Source organism: Nocardia flavorosea, from assembly GCF_015477805.1.
Classification (GTDB): Bacteria; Actinomycetota; Actinomycetes; order Mycobacteriales; family Mycobacteriaceae; genus Nocardia; species Nocardia flavorosea_A.
Window position 1 is genome coordinate 1,228,186 of record NZ_JADLQL010000002.1, and the last position, 19,228, is coordinate 1,247,413.

Sequence of the window (19,228 nt, forward strand, 5' to 3'; positions counted from 1 at the left end):
CGAGGCTTTGTTTATCCACACAGTGTTGATGGCGGAAACCCTGGTCTAGCTGGGTATTTTCCCGTTCTGACCTGCGTTTTCCCCAGGTTGTCCACAGGTAGTACACAACAATGGGTGAACTATCCCCAGGTTATCCACAGTTCTATCCACAGGGCTGTTTGGCATGTGGATAGAACCTCGCCTAGGTTCATCGCAGCACCCCGTCGACGCTTCCGCCGGAAGCCTGCGGAACGGATCTATCCGGGCGATAGCTGGGATGTCTGGGCACTGGTCATAGACGCTTCCCGCCCCGGCGGAACTGTCGGACCCGTGCGGTAGAACCATTCGGGCACGAGGGTGCGTCCGGTCTGGAGGAGAGGACGGTCGAGTCTGATGGCAGTCGTCGATGACCGCGGGCACACGGATTTCCCACCCGAGCCGCCCGGCGAGGATTTCGGGCGCCAGCCACCGCACGATATGGCCGCCGAACAGTCGGTCCTGGGCGGCATGCTGCTCAGCAAGGACGCCATCGCCGATGTCGTCGAGGTATTGCGCTCCGGCGATTTCTACCGGCCGGCTCATCAGGCGATCTACGATGCGATCCTCGATCTCTACGGTCGGGGCGAACCGGCCGACCCGGTCACCGTCGCCGCCGGGCTGGATCGCAGTGGCGAGCTGAAGCGTATCGGCGGCGCACCCTATCTGGTCACGCTCACCCAGACCGTTCCCACCGCCGCGAACGCCGGCTACTACGCCGAGATCGTCGCCGAGAAAGCCATCCTGCGCCGCCTGGTCGAAGCCGGGACCCGCATCGTCCAATACGGCTATGCCGGCGCCGACGGTCAGGATGTCGCCGAAGTCGTCGACCGCGCCCAGGCCGAGGTCTACGAGGTCACCGAACGTCGGACCTCCGAAGATTTCCTCCCGCTGGAAGACCTCCTCCAGCCCACCATGGACGAAATCGACTCCATCGCCTCCCGCGGCGGTATCTCCCTCGGCGTCCCCACCGGCTTCTCCGAACTCGACGAGCTCACCAACGGCCTGCATCCCGGGCAGATGATCATCGTCGCGGCCAGGCCGGGTGTGGGTAAGGCGCTGGCGCTGGACACGCCCCTGCCGACCCCGACGGGCTGGACCACCATGGGCGAGATTCAGGCGGGGGACGAACTCATCGACGCTGAAGGCCGGCCCACCCGGGTTGTCGCGGCGACCGAAGTGATGGTCGATCGGCCCTGCTACGAGGTCGAGTTCTCCGATGGCACCGTGATCGTTGCCGACGAACAGCATCTGTGGCTGACCGAAACGCGAGCGTCGCGACGTTGCGCACAACAGGCGGCCGACGGTCGCAACCGACAACGTAACCAGCGCACTTTCGCAGAGGTCCGGACCACCGGCGAGATCGCGGCCACACTCCGATGCGCAACGGCCGACCGCAGACTGAACCACTCGGTGACCAACTCCGAGCCATTGCAGCTACCCGAGCGGGATTTCCTCGTCCCGCCGTACACACTCGGTGCCTGGCTGGGGGACGGTACGACAGCTGCCGCGCAGATCACCTCTGCCGATCCTGAGATCATTGCCCGTATAGAGGGGGAAGGAATCGTTGCGGTGCCGTCCCCCACGGCGAAAATCCGCTATCAATTGCGTCTGCCGGACGACGAGCCGATATCTGAGCGAGTCTGCATCGTATGCGGCACGTCCTTCGTACCGTTCACCAGCGAGGTCTGGACCTGCGGCCGTTCGTGCGGTGGCCGAGTACGGTTCGTTTCCGCGCCGGTGGCTGCGCCGACCTGCCCTCGCTGTGGCGGCCCGTCGATAGGTCTGCGGATGTGCCAGGAGTGCCGCAACCGAGTGGGCAGCCTTCAAGCGCGTCTTCGTACGATCGGCGTACTCGGCTCCAAACACATCCCCATGGAGTATCAGCGGTCATCGGAAGCCCAGCGCCGCGCTCTGCTGGCCGGGCTGCTCGATACGGACGGGACGGTGACCCAGAGTGGTTGCGTTCAGTTTTCCGTCACCGACGAGCGGTTGTTCTTCGACGTTCGCGAGCTCGTGGTCGGCCTCGGCTACAGTTGTGGCGTTTCGACAAAATCTGTCGCCGGCCGAAATCCGCAGCGGTCTATTGCGTACACACTCACTTTTTCCACCGACGATGTCGTATTCGGGCTTTATCGGAAGGCAGCACTGCACAAGGAACGGTGTGCGGGCCGCGAGTCGCGAGCTGACTCGAGGTTCATCGTCGATGTCCGCCGGGTCGATTCGGTTCCGGTCCGATGTGTCGAGGTGGACAACGGTGCACACATGTACCTGGCCGGACGATCCATGATCCCGACCCACAATTCGACGCTGGGAATGGACTTCATGCGCAGTTGCTCGATTCGGCACGGGCTGGCGAGTGTGATCTTCTCGCTGGAGATGAGCCGGACCGAGATCGTTATGCGTCTGCTCTCGGCGGAGGCGAAGATCAAGCTCGGGGATATGCGGTCCGGGCGGATGAGCGACGACGACTGGACGAAGCTGGCGCGGCGGATGAGTGAGATCAGTGAGGCGCCGCTGTTCGTGGATGATTCACCGAACCTGACGATGATGGAGATCCGGGCGAAGGCGCGGCGGCTCAAACAGCGGCACGATCTGAAGCTCGTTGTGGTGGATTACCTCCAGTTGATGACGTCCGGTAAGAAGGTCGAATCGCGGCAACAAGAAGTTTCCGAGTTCTCGCGACATCTCAAACTTCTGGCCAAAGAACTCGAAGTTCCGGTAGTCGCGATCAGCCAGTTGAACCGCGGGCCCGAACAGCGCACGGATAAGCGTCCACAGGTGTCTGACCTGCGCGAAAGTGGTTCGCTCGAGCAGGATGCGGACATGGTTATCCTGTTGCACCGGCCGGACGCTTTCGAACGCGACGACCCGCGCGGCGGCGAAGCCGACCTCATCCTCGGCAAACACCGTAACGGGCCGACTGCGACCATCACCGTCGCACACCAGCTCCACCTGTCCAGGTTCGTCGATATGGCACGGGGCTGACGGGCTCGCGTGGGTCAATCGCCATGGCCTCGGCAGGCACTGTCGAGGCCGGCCGCGCGTAGCTGTTGTTGCAGTTCGCGATCGTTCAAGGTGGCGAGATAGGCGTTGTAGCGGGTGGTTGCGTGGTCGGTTTCCGGGATCGTGCTGATGCGAGCGGGGAGCAGCCCGGGCGGCAGTTCCCGGTTCGCCAGGGTTTCGAGACGAGCAGCCGTGGTGTGTGCGGATCCGGTAGCTGCTCGTGTAAGTCGTCGCCAGGTCAGGCCGGCGACGAACAGGAATGCGCCGAATACCGGCCACAGCAGCACGTAGCCGGCGTTGTGGTCGATACCGACGGAGCTCTCGAGTCGGGACCACTGCCACCCGCCTATCGCAACGCACCCGATCGCTGCCGAGGTCAGGGCGCCCCACAGCGCCACCGCTGCTGCTGAGGGACGTTTCGCCACCTCTCCTTTTTACTACAACCTGTAGCAGGTCGGTGCTTGCGCCGGCTGTGTCGCCTCGGGGGCCCGGGCCGCTTGTCCGCCGTTTGCATACCTAACGGGGGTATTGTATCTATGGAAGAGTCCCTCCCGCGGGCGGTCGTCACGAGTTCGGACGGCTCCGCGGGATTCAACAGATCGACAGGAAACGATATGAGTACCTCGATCATCACCGTCACCGGAATGACCTGTGGCGGTTGCGCTTCCAAAGTAAAGAAGGAGGTCGGCGCCCTCGCCGGTGTGACCGGAGTCGACGCCGATCCGGCGACCGGCCGGGTCACCGTCGAGGCAGAGGGCGCGGTCGGCAGCGATGCCATCAGGAACGCTGTGGAAGCTGCCGGTTACCGAGTCGTCGCCTGAGCAAGCCCTCAGCTGAGCTCCTCCACGCCTCGACCGAGACGTCGGGGCCGGAACGCCTCCGGTATGTGGCGCCGAGCGGTCGCCGCGTACCGGAGGTGCACTTCCCATGGCCGGTGCGTCCGGTTGGCCTGGTCACAGGTTGGCGGGTCAGGATGGGGGTGGCGAGTAGGTTGTTTTGCGGCCGTTGCGGTTTACTACGCCGATACGGCCTCGCCGCGAGAAACATTCGGGCGAAGAGAAGGAGGTGGTGCGGTGGCAACCGGGATATTCGTACACGTCGATGGACAGCGTGAACGTGACGATCACGTCCGGTATCGCAGCGCACTGTTTCTGGACGGTGATGCACCGACTCGGGGCCCTCGCTGCCCGGATCCGAGTGCTCCGCGGTGAATATTCACGCTCGGCTGCGCCGTGTATCGGTGGCACTGACGATGGCGGTACTGCTCATCGCCCCGATCTTCGACTGCACCTTTCACCTGGCAGACGAGCACAGCGGTCCGGTTGCCGCGGCGGCTGCGCCGGCCGTCGGGAGCGCCTACACAGGGCACCTGCACGGTATGAGCGGTCACTTCGATCACTGTGATCAGCACATGATCCACTGCGTCGAGAAATCGGTGCTGCCCTCCGGTGGCGCGACCGTCCAGCAGTTGCTGTTGATGGCGCTGATCGGGATAGCCACCGTCGCCGCGGTCTCCCCGGCCGCCATCGGTACGCGCGGGATCCGCGGTCCGCCGGGCGGCTTACCCGTGTTGAACGGGCAAGCGATTCTCACGAATTTCTGTATCTCCCGACGCTGATCGGCCAGCGCCAGGCCGAGACATCCTGTCGTCGGCCGGTGTCCGCTGCCCGCTCATCGTCTCGACCGCCTTGTGTGGCGGTGCGGATACAGAAAGCGATAAATCGTGAACGACACCGTGTTCGGCAAGTCGGCCGAACCTGCTTCGATTGTGCTCACCCCGCCTGCTCCGGCGCGGGAGTCGAGTTCGCTTGTCGGCAATACCCCTGTTCTGTGGGTGGGGGAGCCGTTGGCACCCGCCGGCCGCGGCTTCTGGGCGAAACTCGAAGGTTTCAACCCCGGCGGGATGAAGGACCGGCCCGCCCTGCACATGGTCCGCCGGGCGAAAGAACGCGGAGATCTGGCACCGGGTTCCCGCATCATCGAATCCACGAGTGGCACTCTCGGGTTGGGGTTGGCGCTGGCGGGGGCCGTGTACCACCACCCCGTCACCGTGGTCACCGATCCGGGGCTCGAACCGATCGTGGACCGCCTGCTCGCCTCCTACGGTGCGCGGGTCGAACTGGTGGCCGAACCGCATCCCAGCGGCGGCTGGCAACAGGCACGCCGTGAGCGGGTCGCCGAACTCATGGCGGCCGAGCCCGGGGCCTGGTGCCCCGACCAGTACAGCAATCCGGACAATATCGACGGATACGAATCACTCGGGCGGGAGCTGATACAGCAGCTGGGCGTGGTCGATGTGCTGGTGTGCGCCGTCGGCACCGGCGGTCACTCCGCGGGTGTCGCGCGGGTGCTGCGCCGAGCGAACCCGGACCTGCAGCTGATCGGCGTGGACACGGTCGCCTCCACGATCTTCGGCCAGCCCGCCGGACCGCGGATCATGCGCGGGCTCGGGTCCAGCATCTTCCCGCGTAACGTCGATTACTCGGCCTTTCGTGAAGTGCACTGGGTGGCACCGGCCGAAGCCGTCTGGGCGTGCCGGGCGCTGGCCGGTACGCATTATGCGAGCGGTGGCTGGAGTGTGGGGGCCGTGGCGTTGGTCGCGGGATGGGTCGCACGTACCCGGCCGGCCGGCACCCGGATAGCGGCGGTGTTCCCGGACGGGCCGCAGCGCTACTTCGACACCGTCTACAACGACGACTACTGCCGCGAGCACGGCCTACTCGATACCGATCCGCCGATCGAACCCGACGTTATCGCGCAACCGGGACAGCGTGTGGTGCACTCGTGGACCCGCTGCACGACCGTCGTCGACCCGTACGCCACCGACCGGGCAGGAGGAGCCGTATCGTGACCGTACTGAGGAGCTTCCGCAGCTTCGACCTGGCCGCGCGGCTGCTGATGATCAACCAGTTCGGTATCAACCTCGGCTTCTACATGTTGATGCCGTATCTGGCCGGCTATCTCGCGGGACCGCTGGGTTTGGCGGCCTGGGCGGTCGGCCTGGTACTCGGTGTACGGAACTTCTCCCAGCAGGGCATGTTCCTCATCGGTGGCACTCTCGCCGACCGGCTCGGATACAAACCCTTGATCGTCGCGGGATGTCTGTTACGTACCGGAGGGTTCGCCCTTCTGGTGTTCGCCACCTCGCTGCCCGGGGTGCTCATTGCCTCCGCCGCAACAGGTTTCGCCGGGGCACTGTTCAACCCGGCAGTCCGCGCCTATCTGGCGGCCGATACCGGGGAGCGGCGGGTAGAAGCGTTCGCAGTGTTCAATATCTTCTACCAAGCCGGTATCCTGGCCGGTCCGCTGGTGGGCCTGGCATTGATGTTCCTGGATTTCCGGGTGACCGCGGCGGCCGCGGCGGCCGTGTTCGCCGTCTTGACCGTCGCCCAACTGTCCGCGCTGCCGGCGCGCCGCGAACAGAAGATCACCGAACAGACCTCGGTCCTGCAGGACTGGCGCACGGTGGCGGCCAACCGCCGCTTCCTGCTCTTCTCGCTGACGATGATCGGCTCGTATGTGCTGTCGTTCCAGGTGTATCTGGCCTTACCGCTGCAGGCCGAATATCTGACCGGTGCACAATCGCAGGTGCTCGTATCGGCGCTGTTCGTGGTCTCCGGTGTGGTCGCTGTGGCCGGCCAGTTGCGGATCACCGGATGGTTCCGGGCGCGCTGGGGAACCGGGCGCAGCCTCGCGGTCGGTATGGGGATATCGGCCGCGGCGTTCCTGCCGTTGCTGCTGGTGCCAGGGCCAGGAAGATTCGGCGTCCCCGCCGCGGTCGTCGCATTACTGATTTCCACGGCGCTGCTCGCGGTCGGAACCGCCGCGGTGTTCCCCTTCGAAATGGATACCGTCGTGTCGCTCGCGGACGGAAAACTGGTGGCCACCCATTACGGCTTCTACAACACGATCGTGGGAATCGGCATTCTGGCCGGCAACCTCGCAACCGGGGCGATCGTCGGGGCCGCACGTGCCGCCGGTGCGGATTGGGCGGTATGGGCCGGGCTCGGCCTCATCGGGGCGCTGGCGGCCTGGGCGTTGTATCGGCTCGACCGGCCGCAGCCTGCACAGATTGCCCGCGACGGCGTGCCCGTTGGTATCGACCGGCAGGGCAGCGAACCGGCAGGTCCGATACGCCGCTGAACCCGGCGGCCGAGTTGGTCGCGGCCCGCCCGGCCGGGCGGGCCGCGGTGTCGGCGGGCTCGGGTTTTGCCGCGGTGTCGGCGGGCTCGGGTTTTGCCGCGGTGTCGGCGGGCTCGGGTTTTGCCGCGGTGTCGGCGGGCTCGGGTTTTGCCGCGGTGTCGGCGGGCTCCGGTATCGATTTCGGCCGGTGCGGACCGGGACCGAGTGGGCAGGCCGGGCGCCCGGAACCATCGGTGACCACGGCGAACCGGCCGGATAGGCCGCTTGCGTTGCCGGGCCGTGGCAGCGCGGTCGGCGCGCCTTCCGGGCAGCGGTGATCTGCCGGCCGGAGTCGAGAGGAGGATGAATGGAGAGGACAGGCAGGCTCCGGTCGAACAGTCAGGAGGCTTCTCGATGTCGCATCCCGAGCGCAGGCGTATCGACTCCGCCGGACACGATCGCGGTGTATCCGCACCGAATCCGGCCCCGGATATTTCGGGCCGCCGCACCGCCCGGCCCGGGCATGATGGTTCTGCCGGACACGACGTTGCGCCGGATTACGACTCCGCTTCTGGATCTGACGTCCTTTCCGGGCACAGCGGCCGCCCAGGGCACGGTGGTCACCCCGAGAGCGGTGGGCATGATCAGCACGCGGGGCACGGGGCGCACGGGGAGATGTTCCGGCGCCGGTTCTGGGTCAGCCTGATCCTGTCGGTGCCGGTCGTCGGATTCAGCCATATGGTCGCCGATTTGCTGGGATACCACCTGCCGGATTTTCCGGGGGTCTCGTGGATTCCGCCGCTCCTGGGGACGGTGATCTTCGTCTACGGTGGGATGCCCTTCCTCACCGGCGGCTGGACCGAACTGCGTTCCCGCCGGCCCGGGATGATGTTGTTGATCGGGATGGCGATCACGGTCGCGTTCGTCGCCTCCTGGATCACCACGCTGGGGCTCGGCGGGTTCGAGTTGGATTTCTGGTGGGAACTGGCCCTGCTGATCGTCATCATGCTGCTGGGGCACTGGCTGGAGATGCGGGCGCTGGGTTCGGCCTCCGGCGCACTCGACGCCTTGGCCGCGATGCTGCCCGATACCGCGGAGAAAATCACCGGCGACGGGCTCGTGGCGGTCCCGTTGAGCGAGCTGTCTCGCGATGACCTGGTGCTGGTGCGTGCGGGGGCGCGGGTACCCGCCGACGGCACGGTTACCGACGGCCGCGCCGAAGTCGACGAATCCATGATCACCGGTGAGTCGAAGACCGTCACCCGCGATATCGGCGAGACCGTGGTCGCCGGTACGGTCGCCACCGACAGCGCCCTGCGCGTGCGGATCACCGCGGTCGGCGAGGACACCGCGCTGGCCGGGATCCAGCGCATGGTCGCCGACGCCCAGGCTTCCTCTTCCCGTGCCCAGGCGCTGGCGGATAAAGCCGCCGCGTTCCTGTTCTATTTCGCCGCCGGTACCGGCGTGCTGACCTTCGCGATCTGGGCGCTGCTCGGCAATCTCGACGAGGCGGTGGTGCGTACGGTGACTGTCCTGGTCATCGCCTGTCCGCACGCCCTGGGGTTGGCGATACCGCTGGTCATCGCGATCTCCACCGAACGCGCGGCGCAGGCCGGGGTGCTGGTCAAAGACCGGCTCGCGCTCGAACACATGCGCACCGTCGACGTGGTGCTGTTCGACAAAACCGGCACCTTGACCCAGGGACGGCACCAGCTCACCGGGGTCACCGCCACCGCCGGCATCAGCGAAGAACATCTGCTCGCGCTCGCCGCGGCTGTCGAAGCCGATAGCGAACACCCGCTCGCACGAGCCATCGTCGCCGCCGCCGAAACGCGTGTTCCCGAGTCGGAACGGCGCACGGCCACCGACTTCCGCTCGCTACCCGGCCGCGGGGTCCGCGCCCGCGTCGACGGTACCGAGGTCACCGTCGGTGGCCCGGCCATGCTCGCCGATTCCGGTTTGCCGGTACCCGAGGACGTCGCCGCCGTCACCCGCGGCTGGGTGCGACGCGGCGCCTCGGTGCTGCATATCGTCCGCGGTGAGCGCGTACTCGGCGCTGTCGCACTGGAAGACGCCGTCCGCGAGGAATCCCGCCGGGCCGTCGACGCCTTGCACGACCGCGGCGTGACCGTCGCGATGATCACCGGCGACGCCCGTCAGGTCGCCGATGCCGTCGCCGCCGATCTGGGTATCGACGAGGTGTTCGCCGAAGTGCTGCCCGAACACAAGGACGCGAAGGTCGCCGAACTGCACGATCGCGGGCACAAGGTGGCGATGGTGGGGGACGGGGTCAACGACGCTCCCGCTCTGGCCCGCGCCGATGTCGGCGTGGCGATCGGTGCCGGTACCGATGTCGCCATCGAATCCGCCGGGGTCGTACTCGCTGCGAACGACCCGCGCGCGGTGCTGTCGATTATCGAACTGTCCCACGCGAGTTACCGGAAGATGTGGCAGAACCTGCTTTGGGCCACCGGATACAACGTTATCGCCGTCCCGCTGGCCGCGGGTGTGCTGGCGTTCGCCGGTATCGCGATCTCGCCCGCGGTCGCCGCCGTGCTCATGTCGATTTCCACCATTGTCGTCGCGTTGAACGCCCAACTGCTGCGTCGACTCGATCTCGACCCTGCTCGCCTGGCCGGCCCGCGCAATCGGAACGCACCGGCCGGGGTGGAGGCTCGGTGAAAAGAGAGCGGGAGCGGACCGTATGGTCCGCTCCCGCGTCTGTCGTTCGGTTTCCGGTCAGGCGACCGGAGTGGGCTCCGAGGTGAGGGGTTTCTCCGATTCGCCTTCCTTGCGGTTGCGGCGGATGCTGGAGATCACCGCGGCGCCGATGAAGGCGATACCGACCAGGCCGGTGATGAGCTCGTTGACGTGCACACCGATCGAGACGATCAGGATCAGTGCCAGGGCGCCGATGGCCCAGTGCGCGCCGTGCTCGAGGAACACGAACTCGCTGAGGGTGCCCTTGCGCACGAGGTAGACGGTGATCGACCGGACGAACATGGCGCCGATCAGGCCCAGACCCAGCGCGATGATGATCGGGTCGGAGGTGATGGCGAACGCGCCGATCACACCGTCGAAGGAGAACGACGCGTCGAGGACCTCGAGGTAGAGGAACAGGAAGAACCCGGCCTTACCGGTGGCCTTGGCCAGCCCGGACGGGCCGCCGGCGGCTTCCTCGGCATGCTCCTCGGCGTGGAACATGGACCCGAGTCCGTCGACGGCGATGTAGATGATCATGCCGAGCAGGCCGCCCAGCAGCACGGTGGAGCGATCGTCGTCGGCGGCGAGGAATTCCGCGGCCAGGACCAGGCCGGTGCCGGCGACGACCACGGCCGCCATATCCAGTTTGCCGACCTTGGCCAGCGGGCGCTCCAGCCAGGACAGCCAGGTCAGTTCGCGATCGGCGAAGATGAAGTTCAGGAACAGCATCGCCAGGAACATGCCGCCGAACGAGGCGATCTGCGGGTGGGCGTCGGTGAGCAGGGTTTCGTAGCTGGGGCTGCCGTCGGGGAAGTACGGGGCGTCGTCCGCGGGCGGGTTCAACGCGAGATCGAAGGCCTGGACCGGGTTGAGTCCGGCGGTGATCCACACGATGGCCAGCGGGAAGACCAGCCGCATACCGAAAACGGCGATCAGGATGCCGATGGTGAGGAAGATCTTCTGCCAGAACTCACTCATCTTCTCCAAGATGGTGGCGTTGATCACGGCGTTGTCGAACGATAGCGACACTTCCATGATGCCGAGGATGATGCAGAGCGCCAAAGCGGTCGGGCCGCCGTACAGGAACGCCACTACCAGTGATAAGAGTGTGACGACTATGGAAAAACCGAATATGCGCAGCACCACGCAAGACCTTTCGTGTGCGGTGGCCGGACTGCGGTCGGTTCCCGGCCCAAAACGAGAAACCTGATCGGCGGTACGGACCACCATTGGTCACCAGCGTTGCCGCCGACCGCCTATTTGTCCAATTTGTCCCCTCCGCTTCGCTGGGAAGGCCGAAAACGAGGGGGCCCGTAACCGGACCCCCTCACGCTACCCGGAGGCGCGGGTCGTCAGACGTTGACGCCGTAGTCGCGGGCGATACCGGCCAGGCCGGAGGCGTAGCCCTGGCCGATGGCGCGGAACTTCCATTCGGCGCCGTTGCGGTACAGCTCACCGAACACCATGGCGGTTTCGGTGGAGGCGTCCTCGGACAGGTCGTAGCGGGCCAGCTCTTCGTTGTTGGCCTGGTTCACGACGCGGATGTAGGCGTTGCGGACCTGGCCGAAGGACTGCGACCGGCTGTCGGCTTCGTAGATCGAGACCGGGAAGAAGATGCTTTCGATGGTGGGCGGGGTGTTCGCCAGGTCGACGTTGATGACCTCGTCGTCGCCCTCGCCCTCACCGGTGGTGTTGTCGCCGATGTGCTCGATGCTGCCCTCGGGGGACTTCAGGTTGTTGAAGAACACGAAGTGCTTATCGGACACGACCTTCTTGTCGGCTCCGGTGGCGATCGCGCTGGCGTCGAGGTCGAAGTCCGTGCCCGTGGTGGTGCGCACATCCCAGCCCAGGCCGACGGCGACCGCGGTGAGCCCCGGAGCCGCTTTGCTCAGCGAGACGTTGCCGCCCTTGGACAAACTGACACCCATGCGGGATTCCCTTTCGTAGTTGTCTGCGATTCCCAGCATGTCCGAAATCGCCGGGTACGGAAACGACAGTAGTGGGTTTCGGCGGAGTTGCGTAGCGTCATGCGCCCATCCGGACCCGGAAGCCCTCTTGCACCTGCGGTATCGGCCGTCGGCACGCCCCCGGCCCCGATCTCATACCATCGGGTCTGTGGCAGGCCGTAGGCGTGGATGGTTTCGGTCGGGGGAGGATCCGTGGTTCGAACAGGCACGGTCCGCGCTGACGGCGGCATTCCTGGATCTGGACCGCCGGCAATCGGCCGCGGATGCGGCCACCATCGCCTCCGAGGAGATCTTTCCGGAACGAGAACTCGGCCGGCGCTGGGCGCCGGTGCGGCAGCAGTGCTACGCCGCCGGTGAGGCATATCTCGCGCTGACCGACGAGATCGGCCGGTCCGAGCAGTCCGGCGCCGGGATTCCGGGGCGGCAGGAGCGGCTGGACACCGTGGTGCGGCAGCTGCACGCGGCGGCACGGGAAGTGGACCGGTTCTATCACGGTGAACGCACCCGGCTCGACGAGGCCGTCGCGGTGCGCGGTGCGGTGCCGGACCTGGTCGCGCACGTCACCACCGAGGCGGCCCGGGTACGCGGGCAGGCGGCCGAATCGGAGTACGCCGGCTATCCGTCGGTGCGGGCCGCGGCCGCTCGGATCGATGAGGCGATGGTCACACTCGAGGCCGTTCCGGCGGAAGCGCGGGGCCGGGTGCGGGCCGCGGCGAACCAGTTGGACGCCGTAACGGCGGAGTTGTCGGAAGCTTTGGCCCAAGCGCCATCTCGGGTCGGCGCGGCGCGTAACGCGATCGCCTCGGTCACCACCCGGATCGCGGCGGTGCGCACCCGCGCCGAACGGCTCGGGCCCGCGTATTCTGCGCTGTTGCGCGAGTTCAATGCTGCGAGTTCGGCTGATCTGGCCGACAATGAGCGCGCAAGTGAGCGTCATATCACCGCGGCTGACGATGCCCTCGCCGGCGCCCGCGCCGCCGCGGCCGAGCACAACCCGGAGCTGGCCCTTGACCTGACCACAACTGCGCGCGGTCATCTCGCCGACGCCGAACAACTCGTCGATGCCGTAACCAAACGGCTGGCCGAGTTGCGTACGGTCCGAGACGATCCGCGCCGACGCGCGGAGGCTGTGCGGTTCCGGCTCCGGGACGCGCAGATGCTGGCAGTTTCACGGGGACTGGTCGCTGAATGGGGTTCGGTTCTGGACGCCCAGGTCGAGCGGCTCGACCGGGTCACCGGATCGCTGACCGGGCCGCACCCCGATTATTGGGCGTATGTGAACGAACTCGACACCATCACCGAATTCATTGCGGGTGTGGTGGACCGAATGCGCAAACAAACTGGACAAAACGGATGAGACGGGGGCTAGATGACCGCAGCCATGGCCGTTCGGCAGGAAGTGTCCCTGCACAAACGGGTGCCGCGCCGGCATTTCCGGCAATTGCAGGGGCCCGATGCGCGGACCCTGTTCCACCGTCAGCCCGAACCGTTCGACGACCATGCCGACCGGGAGACGCTGGCGTTGGCACTGGGCGCCACCCTGTACGTTCCGGCGACCCGCGCCGACCTGACGGCCACGATCGTGCGGCGGGCCGAACGGGGGGTGTGCTCGATGGTGATCGATCTCGAGGACGCGGTCGCCGATCATGAGCTCGCCGCCGCCAAACAGCAGGCTGTGCGGACGCTCGACGAACTCGCCGGCCGCCCGGATCCGAGCCCACTGCTGTTCATCCGGGTACGCGATGCCGATACGGTCCCCGAAATCCTCGAACAGCTCGGGCCGGGCGCCGAGGTGCTCACCGGATTCGTCTTCCCCAAATTCGACAGCGCTTCGGCGCCGAAATACCTGGCCGCGCTGTCCACCGCCGCCGCCGTCCGCCCCGATCGGCCGCTCTACGGTATGCCCGTACTGGAGTCCGCGGCGCTGGTGCACCGGCAGACCCGCGATTGCGAACTGACCCAGATCGCCGCGCTGCTGGCCGAGCACCGGGAACGGATCCTCGCGGTCCGGATCGGAGCCACCGATATGTGTGCGACCTTCGGTATCCGCCGCGACCGCGACCTCACCATCTACGACGTGCGGGTGATCGCCGATGTCATCGCCGATATCGTCAACTACCTGGGGCGAACGGACGGTACCGGTTTCGTGATCACCGGACCGGTGTGGGAATACTTCGCCGACCACGAGCGGATGTTCCGGCCGCTGCTGCGTACCGCGCCGTTCGAGGAATCCGACGCGGTACCGTTCCGCAGCTACCTGGTGAGCCGCGACCTCGACGGCCTGCTGCGCGAGATAACCCTGGACCGCGCCAACGGAATCCAGGGCAAAACCGTTATCCACCCCTCGCATGTGGCGGCGGTGCACGCTCTGTCGGTGGTGACGCACGAGGAATACACCGACGCCCTCGACATCCTCCAGGTGGAGGTCGGCGGAGTCGCCGCGTCCGGATACCGGAACAAGATGAACGAGATGCGGCCACACCGCAGCTGGGCCCGGCACACCCTCGCCCGGGCCCGCGTATTCGGGGTCGCGAAGAAAGGGGTGTCCTTCGTGGACCTGCTATCCGCGCTGGTCACAGCATGAGCGAGTCAGGCCCGGAGGCGGTAGCGAAGCGTAACCACGTAGGGCCCTCGCTCATGCTCGATAGAAACAGCATGAGCGAGTCAGGCCCGGAGGCGGTAGCGAAGCGTAACCACGTAGGGCGCTCGCTCATGCTCGATAGAGACAGCATGAGCGAGTCAGGCCCGGCGGGAAGTTACTGGGCCACCCGCACACTCGGGATCGAACTGCTGCATCGCGAATGTTTTCGTCACAGCGACCGGCCGGACGCTCTCCCGGCGCGGCCGGTGATCACCGAACTGCTGCAACCGGGGTTGCGCAAAAATCCGCGGCGGGCGCATCTGCTGGTGTCCACGGTGTTGGGTAAACACTTGCCGACCGATCCGCTGGTGGTGCGGGACGCGGGCGACCGGCTCGGTGATCTGGTGCGCGGCGTGCTCGGCGAACAGGATGCGGTGGCATTGGGTTTCGCCGAGACCGCGACGGGGCTGGGGCACTGTGTGGCGACCCGGATCGACGCCGCCTGCTATCTGCATTCGACCCGCCGGGCGGTGCCGGGCGCGCGGACACTGACCGGTTTCGAGGAGGGGCATTCGCACGCCACCTCGCATCTGCTGCAACCGATGCCCGGTGATGTTTTCACCGCCGGTCTGCCGCTGGTACTGGTGGACGACGAGATCTCCACCGGCAACACCGCACTGGACGCGATAGCGGCACTGCACGAATTCGCGCCACGGACCCACTATGTGCTGGCCGCGCTGGTCGATATGCGTACCGAGGCCGACCGGTCCCGGTTCGCCCGGGTCGCGGCCGAACTGGGGGCCCGTATCGATACGGTTTGCCTCGCCACCGGTAGTGCGGTGCTGCCGGACGGGCTGGTCGGCGCGGTATTGGATCTGCCGGAAGCCGAACTCAACCCGGTCGCCGCGGCGCGGGGCGATTCCACCCGGTTGGATCTGCCCTGGCCGCAGGATGTGCCCGACGGTGGCCGGCACGGGTTCCTGCGTGCCGATCGTCCGGCGTTCGAGCAGGCCGCGGCCACTGCGGCGAAAATGCTGCGGGATCAGCTGATCACCGAATACCCGGACCGGCCGGTGGTCGTGCTGGCGCACGAAGAGCTGATGTACTTGCCGTTGTGCCTGGCGGTGACGTTGGCGGACTCCGGGATTCCGGTGCGGTACCAGACGACCACGCGTTCACCCGCCTACGTTCTGGACGAGCCAGGGTACCCGCTGCGCCGCGGGTTCCGGTTCCAGGCGCCGGAACCCGGAGAGGAGCAGCCGCGTTTTCTGTACAACGCCTGCTGGCCGGACACCCCGGCGGCCGGCGCCGACCCGGTGCTGGTGTTCGTGGTCGACACTCCGGGTGACAGTGCGCAACTCTACGCGCCCGGCGGCCTTGTGGACGTACTCACCGCGGCGGGTTCGGATGTGCTGGTTACGGTGGTGCCGGGAGCCGATCCGGTAGCCCTCGAATCGGCTCGGACCAGGGATTTCGGGGTGCAGGGTTCGGATGCATCGGCACGCCCGCAGCTTTCGGCGCGTTCCTGCGCGGAGCAGGCGACGTCTGCGCAGCCGGCTCCGGATGCGCCCGCGCGGGCGGCTGTTCGGCCGGAATCGGATGAGCCCGTGCAGCCGGAAGCGCCGATGTTTTCGCAACCGGAAGCGGGGGTGCTCGCACGACCGGAGTCGGTGGCATCCCCGCCACAGGCAGCGGGGGTCTGTTCGGGACCGGCAGCCGAGATGGCCGCACGGTCGGAGCCGGCCGGCGGACCTCGGCCGCTCTACGGTCCCGGATTCGGCTCATATGCCCGTGACGACGTGGCGTGGCTGCTGAAGGACCTGTCCGACGCCGAATTGGAGGCCGATCTCGCCTATCGCGAAAAGCGGATTCAGGCCGGCGTCGCACACTATGCCGAATCACTGCCCATCGAGTATCAGCCCGACGCCGCCTACCGTGAGTTGTTCGACCGGGTCCTGGACGACAGCGCGCAGCGGCTGGCGCTGGCGGTGGGCACGGTCGCCGAACTCGTCGTCGCCGAACGCGGTCCCGATATCGTGCTGGCCTCGCTCGCTCGCGCGGGAACCCCGGTGGGGATCCTGATCCGCCGCTGGCTCGCTGCCGGGCACGGGAACCGGCCCGGTCTGGATATCCCGCATTACGCCGTCTCGATCGTGCGCGACCGCGGAATCGACACTGTCGCGTTGGATTACCTGGCCGGACGGCACAACGCTGCCGATGTGGTGTTCGTCGACGGCTGGACAGGAAAGGGCGCGATCGCCAAGGAACTCACCGAGGCACTGGATGCCTACCATGCGGCCGGCGGCGCGCGATTCGACGCCGACCTCGCGGTACTCGCCGATCCCGGCCATTGTGTGCGCACTTTCGGCACCCGCGACGATTTCCTCATCGCCTCGGCCTGCCTCAACTCCACGGTCTCGGGCTTGGTCTCACGCACGGTGCTCAACCGGGACCTCATCGGCCCGGACGATTTCCACGGGGCGAAGTTCTATGCCGATCTGGCCGCCGACGATGTCTCCGATCGCCTGATCACCACGGTCACCCGGGCTTTCGATTCGGTTCGCGACCGGGTGACCGAGCAGGTCACACGGTTGCGGGCCGCCGACCGGACACCGACGTGGGCCGGCTGGGCCTCGGTGGAGCGGGTCCGCGCCGAATACGGCATCGGCAGCGTGAACTTCGTGAAACCGGGCGTCGGGGAGACGACTCGGGTGCTGCTGCGGCGGGTGCCGTGGCGGGTGCTGGTGCGCGAGCCCGAAGCCGCCGAACACGCGCATATCCGGTTGCTCGCGCAGGCGCGTGAGGTACCGGTGGAGGTTGTACCGGAGCTGGCTTATTCGTGTATGGGGCTGATCAAGGATGTGCGGCGCTAGATGATGTCTCCGAAACCGGTGCTGGTGGCGACCGATCTGGATCGTACGATGATCTACTCGCGTAATGCTTTCGGGGCGAGCGAACCCGAAACGGTCTGCGTGGAATATCTCGACGGCGACCCGCTGTCGTATATGACCGTTGCCGCCGCCGCCGCGATGACGGAGCTGGCGGCCGCGGCGGCCGTGCTACCCACGACCACTCGCACCATCGCGCAATTCGACCGGATCCGGTTCCCGGGTGCTCCGTGGCCGTTCGCGGTCACCAGCAATGGCGGAAACATACTGGTGGACGGGGCCCCCGATGTCCGGTGGCGCCGGTCGGTCGATACCGCGGTCCGGGCGGGCGGTGCCACTCTTTCCGAGGTCGGCACTGCGCTGCGTGATCGGATCGACGATTCGTGGGTGCTCAAATACCGCGAGGCCGATGACCTGTTCTGCTACCTGGTGGTCGATCTCGCCGCCACCCCGGCTGATTTCGTGTCCGAATGGGACAGCTGGTGTCGTCCGCGCGGCTGGTCGGCGTCGCGGCAGGGGCGCAAGATCTACACCATGCCGATGGCGGTGTGTAAGAGCCGGGCCGTGGCCGAGGTCCGCGACCGGCTCGTCGCGACCGGCCGCCTCGATCCGAGCGCGCCGACGCTGGCCGCCGGTGACGGCGCGCTGGATGCGGAGATGCTGATGGCGGCCGATCGGGGCATCCGTCCGCGGCACGGTGAACTCGAAGAACTCGGCTGGATTCATCCCGGTATCGGCGTCACCTCCGCCACGGGAATCCTGGCCGGCGAGGAGATCGTCGGCTGGTTCACCGCGGCCGTGCCGGGCCGGGTCGCCGAAACCGCCGGCTAGATCGAGGCCAGACCGGGGGCGGCCGGGCGGCGTCCGATGAATACCCGCTCGCTCCCACTGGGCCGTCCCGTTGCGTGACCGCCCCTCGGTACTGCGGCGACCGGGGTCACGGGCTGTGTGGCCGGCGAAGTATGTTCACAGCATGCGCCGGCGGGCTCGCTCCTCGGTGCGCGTCCGCCGCAGCGATACTCGTGACCAGACCACATCCTGCAGCGCCAGCGTCGCCCATCCCGCGAGGGCCATCCCGGCGAGGTTCACCACCAGCTGCAGCGTGCTGCCCCAGACGGACGACCACGCCCCGAAAGCGAGCCCCAGCGCGATGTTCCCGGCCGCGGGAACCGTCGTCACCGAAATGAAGACGCCCACCATAGCGCCGGATTTCGCCGAGGTGAGGGCAAGCACCCCGGCGGCCGCCGCGATAAGTGCCACCACGAACGACCATTTGTCCGGTGTGTAGATGAACGCGGTCTCCGGCCGCTCGCCGGTGACCACATCGAGGCTGATCCAGCCGAGCAACCGCGCGCCGAGCGCGGCCACGAAGGCGAGGAAGATGGCCGCGACGAACCCGGCCACCAGTGTGCCGACCGCGCGGCCCAGCAGAGCCGGACGCCGCCGCACCAGCGCCACACCGAGCGCGGCGATCGCGCCGAATTCCGGGCCGAGCACCATGGCTCCGATCACCAGGATCTGGGAATCGGTCACGATGGCGATTCCGGCCAGAATGGTCGCCAAGGTCATGAAACTCAGATAGGTCCAGTTGAGCTCGGTCTCTTCGTAGGACCGCTGCGTCACATCCGCCCAGACCACCGAGTCCGCGCTGTAACCGGGGGTCCGGATCTCGGCCAGATATCCCGACAGTGACATCCAGGTCTGCACCGGCTCCAATTCGATACTGCCGTGATGGTGCAGGCCGGTGGCGCGCAGCCGTTCGACGATATCGTTGGCGGCCTCCCGGGCCAGATCTGCCAGGATCACATCGCCGGCCGGGCGCACTGCGCTACCGCGCAGTACCGCCAAACCGCTGACGGCATCGTCGGATTCGAGGACGCCCAGCACGTCCTCGGTCAGGTCGGCCGGTGACATCACCCGCAGATGCAGCATGCGCCAAGTCTGCC

At 66.8% G+C, this 19,228-nt stretch carries 14 protein-coding genes; 10 read left to right on the forward strand and 4 right to left on the reverse strand.

What is annotated here, in order from left to right:
* The first annotated feature begins 372 nt into the window (after positions 1–372).
* Positions 373–3,003: a replicative DNA helicase gene (dnaB, locus tag IU448_RS14465; protein WP_195056016.1), complete on the forward strand. Its 2,631-nt coding sequence runs from the start codon at positions 373–375 to the stop codon at positions 3,001–3,003.
* 14 nt (positions 3,004–3,017) lie between these two features.
* Here dnaB and IU448_RS14470 read toward each other — a convergent pair whose 3' ends face one another.
* Entirely contained in the window at positions 3,018–3,446 is a 429-nt protein-coding gene (locus IU448_RS14470) for a transcriptional regulator (protein WP_195056017.1), read from the reverse strand.
* Between the two features lie 189 nt (positions 3,447–3,635).
* Between IU448_RS14470 and IU448_RS14475 the strand changes: the two genes are divergently transcribed.
* The 5 genes from IU448_RS14475 to IU448_RS14495 all read left to right on the forward strand — a co-directional run bounded on the left by IU448_RS14475 (position 3,636) and on the right by IU448_RS14495 (position 9,825).
* Entirely contained in the window at positions 3,636–3,842 is a 207-nt protein-coding gene (locus tag IU448_RS14475; RefSeq protein ID WP_195056018.1) for a heavy-metal-associated domain-containing protein, read from the forward strand.
* Between the two features lie 419 nt (positions 3,843–4,261).
* On the forward strand, positions 4,262–4,639 hold the full coding sequence (locus IU448_RS14480; RefSeq protein ID WP_195056019.1) for a hypothetical protein: 378 nt from the start codon (positions 4,262–4,264) through the stop codon (positions 4,637–4,639).
* Positions 4,640–4,744: 105 nt separating this feature from the next.
* Positions 4,745–5,872 (forward strand): PLP-dependent cysteine synthase family protein, encoded by a 1,128-nt coding sequence (locus IU448_RS14485; RefSeq protein ID WP_195056020.1) that lies wholly within the window; start codon positions 4,745–4,747, stop codon positions 5,870–5,872.
* Positions 5,869–7,164: an MFS transporter gene (locus IU448_RS14490; protein ID WP_416382993.1), complete on the forward strand. Its 1,296-nt coding sequence runs from the start codon at positions 5,869–5,871 to the stop codon at positions 7,162–7,164. The genes IU448_RS14485 and IU448_RS14490 overlap by 4 nt, the downstream gene beginning before the upstream one ends.
* A 654-nt stretch (positions 7,165–7,818) precedes the next feature.
* Positions 7,819–9,825, forward strand: coding sequence for a copper-translocating P-type ATPase (locus IU448_RS14495; protein WP_195056021.1), 2,007 nt, complete (start codon positions 7,819–7,821; stop codon positions 9,823–9,825).
* Between the two features lie 57 nt (positions 9,826–9,882).
* On the opposite strand, the gene IU448_RS14500 is transcribed toward IU448_RS14495, so the two are convergent.
* Positions 9,883–10,992: a DUF475 domain-containing protein gene (locus tag IU448_RS14500; RefSeq protein ID WP_195056022.1), complete on the reverse strand. Its 1,110-nt coding sequence runs from the start codon at positions 10,990–10,992 to the stop codon at positions 9,883–9,885.
* Between the two features lie 206 nt (positions 10,993–11,198).
* Complete coding sequence (locus IU448_RS14505) at positions 11,199–11,774, reverse strand: TerD family protein (protein WP_195056023.1); 576 nt, start codon at positions 11,772–11,774, stop codon at positions 11,199–11,201.
* A gap of 187 nt (positions 11,775–11,961) precedes the next feature.
* Here IU448_RS14505 and IU448_RS14510 point away from each other — a divergent pair, with 187 nt between their 5' ends.
* The 4 genes from IU448_RS14510 to IU448_RS14525 all read left to right on the forward strand — a co-directional run bounded on the left by IU448_RS14510 (position 11,962) and on the right by IU448_RS14525 (position 18,113).
* The gene (locus tag IU448_RS14510; RefSeq protein ID WP_195056024.1) at positions 11,962–13,170 is read left to right on the forward strand and encodes a hypothetical protein; all 1,209 of its coding nucleotides are present in this window, start codon (positions 11,962–11,964) and stop codon (positions 13,168–13,170) included.
* Positions 13,171–13,182: 12 nt separating this feature from the next.
* A complete protein-coding gene (locus IU448_RS14515; protein ID WP_195056025.1) occupies positions 13,183–14,397 on the forward strand; it encodes an HpcH/HpaI aldolase/citrate lyase family protein in 1,215 nt (404 codons plus the stop codon).
* Positions 14,398–14,543: 146 nt separating this feature from the next.
* Positions 14,544–17,267, forward strand: a complete 2,724-nt coding sequence (locus tag IU448_RS14520; protein ID WP_195056026.1) for a phosphoribosyltransferase — start codon at positions 14,544–14,546, stop codon at positions 17,265–17,267.
* Complete coding sequence (locus IU448_RS14525) at positions 17,268–18,113, forward strand: HAD family hydrolase (protein WP_195056027.1); 846 nt, start codon at positions 17,268–17,270, stop codon at positions 18,111–18,113. It begins immediately after the preceding gene.
* Between the two features lie 135 nt (positions 18,114–18,248).
* On the opposite strand, the gene IU448_RS14530 is transcribed toward IU448_RS14525, so the two are convergent.
* Complete coding sequence (locus IU448_RS14530) at positions 18,249–19,214, reverse strand: DUF389 domain-containing protein (RefSeq protein WP_195056028.1); 966 nt, start codon at positions 19,212–19,214, stop codon at positions 18,249–18,251.
* Positions 19,215–19,228 lie beyond the last annotated feature (14 nt).

Coding starts and splice junctions, on each gene's coding strand:
- dnaB (WP_195056016.1), top strand. CDS start 373: ATGGCAGTCGTCGATGACCGCGGGCACACGGATTTCCCACCCGAGCCG.
- IU448_RS14475 (WP_195056018.1), top strand. CDS start 3,636: ATGAGTACCTCGATCATCACCGTCACCGGAATGACCTGTGGCGGTTGC.
- IU448_RS14495 (WP_195056021.1), top strand. CDS start 7,819: ATGTTCCGGCGCCGGTTCTGGGTCAGCCTGATCCTGTCGGTGCCGGTC.
- IU448_RS14505 (WP_195056023.1), bottom strand. CDS start 11,774: ATGGGTGTCAGTTTGTCCAAGGGCGGCAACGTCTCGCTGAGCAAAGCG.
- IU448_RS14515 (WP_195056025.1), top strand. CDS start 13,183: ATGACCGCAGCCATGGCCGTTCGGCAGGAAGTGTCCCTGCACAAACGG.
- IU448_RS14520 (WP_195056026.1), top strand. CDS start 14,544: ATGAGCGAGTCAGGCCCGGCGGGAAGTTACTGGGCCACCCGCACACTC.
- IU448_RS14525 (WP_195056027.1), top strand. CDS start 17,268: ATGATGTCTCCGAAACCGGTGCTGGTGGCGACCGATCTGGATCGTACG.
- IU448_RS14530 (WP_195056028.1), bottom strand. CDS start 19,214: ATGCTGCATCTGCGGGTGATGTCACCGGCCGACCTGACCGAGGACGTG.